The organism is Photorhabdus hainanensis, assembly GCF_018448965.1.
Classification (GTDB): domain Bacteria; phylum Pseudomonadota; class Gammaproteobacteria; order Enterobacterales; family Enterobacteriaceae; genus Photorhabdus; species Photorhabdus akhurstii.
In genome coordinates this window covers 1-2,898 of the sequence record NZ_RCWD01000085.1, presented here as the reverse complement: position 1 = coordinate 2,898, position 2,898 = coordinate 1, and the positions used below count along the sequence as shown (strand labels likewise).

At 42.3% G+C, this 2,898-nt stretch carries 5 protein-coding genes; 4 read left to right on the top strand and 1 reads right to left on the bottom strand.

Translation table 11 applies throughout. From position 1 onward, the window contains the following. Positions 1-1,361: RHS repeat-associated core domain-containing protein (locus EAE92_RS23840; protein WP_281422838.1), on the top strand; the 1,361-nt coding region annotated here is incomplete at its 5' end. 24 nt (positions 1,362-1,385) lie between these two features. Then, positions 1,386-1,991 (top strand): hypothetical protein, encoded by a 606-nt coding sequence (locus EAE92_RS23835; protein WP_214069833.1) that lies wholly within the window; start codon positions 1,386-1,388, stop codon positions 1,989-1,991. Between the two features lie 62 nt (positions 1,992-2,053). Here the strand turns inward: EAE92_RS23835 and EAE92_RS25110 are convergent, their stop codons facing one another. Beyond that, positions 2,054-2,179, bottom strand: a complete 126-nt coding sequence (locus tag EAE92_RS25110; RefSeq protein WP_281422837.1) for a DUF7706 family protein — start codon at positions 2,177-2,179, stop codon at positions 2,054-2,056. Positions 2,180-2,209: 30 nt separating this feature from the next. Here EAE92_RS25110 and EAE92_RS23825 point away from each other — a divergent pair, with 30 nt between their 5' ends. Both EAE92_RS23825 and EAE92_RS23820 read left to right on the top strand, forming a co-directional pair. Then, positions 2,210-2,527: a hypothetical protein gene (locus EAE92_RS23825; RefSeq protein ID WP_246545387.1), complete on the top strand. Its 318-nt coding sequence runs from the start codon at positions 2,210-2,212 to the stop codon at positions 2,525-2,527. A gap of 21 nt (positions 2,528-2,548) precedes the next feature. Beyond that, positions 2,549-2,776, top strand: a complete 228-nt coding sequence (locus tag EAE92_RS23820) for an SMI1/KNR4 family protein (protein WP_246545386.1) — start codon at positions 2,549-2,551, stop codon at positions 2,774-2,776. Positions 2,777-2,898 lie beyond the last annotated feature (122 nt).

The following is a 2,898-nucleotide window of genomic DNA, read 5'->3' as shown; positions in this document are numbered from 1 at the left end:
ATGCCGCGCTGAACCTGACCGCCGTCAGTGATGACGGGCAGCCGTTAAATTATCTCCTCAACGGCAACGGCCAGGTGATGTCGGTGGGGGAGGGCCGGACACTGCGGGAGCATTATCAGTATGATGAGACCGGGTACCCGTCAAGACGGTTTGACGGGGTGCAGGAGATTATGGGGGAAACCCTCTATCAGGAGGGCCATCGCCTGAACTGGGTGGACTCGCACCGGTTTGTTTACGACCGGGCCGGCCGCATGCGGGAGAAGCAGTTTTTAGCGGAAGGTTGCCGGCTGGCGCTGACAAAATACCGGTGGAACAGCCAGAATCAGCTGACCGGGCTTATCACCCCGGACGGGATACCGTGGGAATATCGCTATGATGCCTTTGGGCGACGGACAGAAAAACGGTGTATCCAGAGCGGTAAGCGGACCACCTACCTATGGGATGGGGATACCCCAGCAGAAATCCGCGAATACCAGCACGGCCGGCTGAAAATGATCCGCCATCTGGTGTTTGACGGCTGGGAGCTGATAGCGCAGCAGACGCAGGCGTTTACGCTTAATCTGGACAACCGGGTGGAGCTGATGGCCGGGGAGGTGCAGACCCAGTATGCGGTCAGCGCCCCGACCGGCGAGCCGCTGGCGCTGTTCGACCCGGAGGGTAAGCGGGTGTGGCGGCGGCCGAAGCAGTCGCTATACGGCCTGCGGCTGACAGGACCCGGCGAGAATCCGCAACTGGACCCGGGTCTCAGATTCGCGGGGCAACTTTTTGATGAAGAAAGTGGTTTATTTTATAATCGGTTCCGCTATTATTTGCCGGAAGCAACGTGCTATCTCAGCCCTGACCCTTTGGGGTTAGCAGGAGGAGTAAATCCTTACAGTTACGTGCATAACCCGACGGGTTGGATTGACCCATTTGGGTTAAATCCAAAAGATTTAGTGAGATATAAGATCCATAATACTGTGACACCTAAACTTGGGGCGAGAGGAACAGCTATAAATAGAGCATGGGGTCAAGAAAGAGCACTTGTTACTGCTGGCGGTGGCTCTCGAAATTGGACAGATGCTGAACGCCAAATCATTTTGAATACAAAAAGTAACAGAAAATTAGCCTCCATTATGTCTGAACGAGGATATACAGGACATCATATAAATAGTGTCAAGGGTAATGGTACACTAGGCCAAGCTTGGAAAGGCGATCCTAGGAACATTGTATTCCTACAAAATGCCAATCATCCCAGTGGTGTTGATGAGCATTTATATAGTAATCAAGGACATAGGGGTAGTTATGATACTCCTGGTAATGGGCGCCTAATTGATCGAGAAGCAACGTCTAAACAGATAGTAAAAAAATGTGGTCGCTAACTACAAAGATTTTAAGGGTATGATATGAGTGAACTAGAAAGAGCCTTAATAGAATTATCTAATGTCCATAAAAAATTTAATCTTCAGGGAAAATTTGAAGGAAATAATAGTGTTGAACTCAAATGGCCCAACTCGATTGAACATTCAAAAGAAATCGATTTTTTCCTCAATAAATTTGAACCTATTAATGTTAAGATAGAGACAGGAATTACACCAATAACCTTTTTTGAAGTTGAAAAAATAGAACAAGCCCAATATGGATATCGTTGGATTAAAAATTCAGAAAATATATTAGATAACCCTAAATGGTCTAAAAATCATCTAGTATTTATGGATGATTTTAGTGGTGGAAAGCCTATTATTGCTGTAACAGATATTAAAGGTACTTCTATTTATGCCAATTATGACGTTGGTGAACCATTTAAAATCGCTGATTCATTAGCTGATTTTTTTCTTTCTATAGCTAAATTAATTGAAATAGTTTATGGGAGATTTAATATCTTTGATATTGGTGATGATAATGACGACGATGAGCTTAGTTCAGAATTTATAGATATGATTACTAAAGAAATTAAACCAATAATAGGTTCAAGCAATTTCGAAAGTTTCTTTGATTATTTTTATGGCTAATTTTTTCCATAAATAATAAAAGACCGGAAGGATCCTTTGAGATCTTCCGGCTTTCTTATGATCTACCGTGGCGCATACCCACAGTATGCCAGTGCCGACTGGAGCTTAGAGATCGCATCCCTAATCTGATACGCTTCTTCGTCATTCACGGCACAAGCCCGTATCTCCGCCCAGTTCAGACGCTTCACCAGGCCAGTGCTTCAATGTGGGTTAACTGAATGTCCTGCAAATATTCAATCGCTATCGTCATCTCATGCGCTCCCCTTAACCCGCAAAACCACTTATCAGCGCCCGCCACATTATTACATTCAACTTCTGGGATCCCTCATGCTCAAATCAGTGCAGCACAAAGGACAAGGAGAGCGATGCCTGGAGGATGGGACAAGACATTAAAAGAGGAACTTCATACAAGTTATAGAGAGATGATTGATGCTGGTGTACCTCAAACTCAAGCAAGAAAAGCCCTTGGCGATGCTTATAAATATTTTGATAAGCTTAGAGGCGCTAATAAAAACAATCCATTCTTTGATATCTAGATTTATTAAGAAGCAAATTTTATGAAGAAAGAAGATATTTTAGAGAAATTAAATTCTATTGAAAAAGAATTGAACATTAAATTACCTAATTTTTATAGAAAGTTTTTATCCGAGAAAATTCAAAATGAACCTTATATTGAAATAACCGGCAAAGATCAAGAAAATATATATGTTTATAATTGTGAATATGTTATTGAGAGAAATAAAACATATAATATTCAAGAGGTTGAGCCAAATTATTTTTCCTGATTATCACTTAAATTCAGCTCCCATAGGCGTATACTTAAAATAAGTCTGTGTGGAGGTAAATGAAAATGGCTAAAAATCAGATTCAATTCCAAAAAGGCATTTCTATTCATGAGTTTATTTCA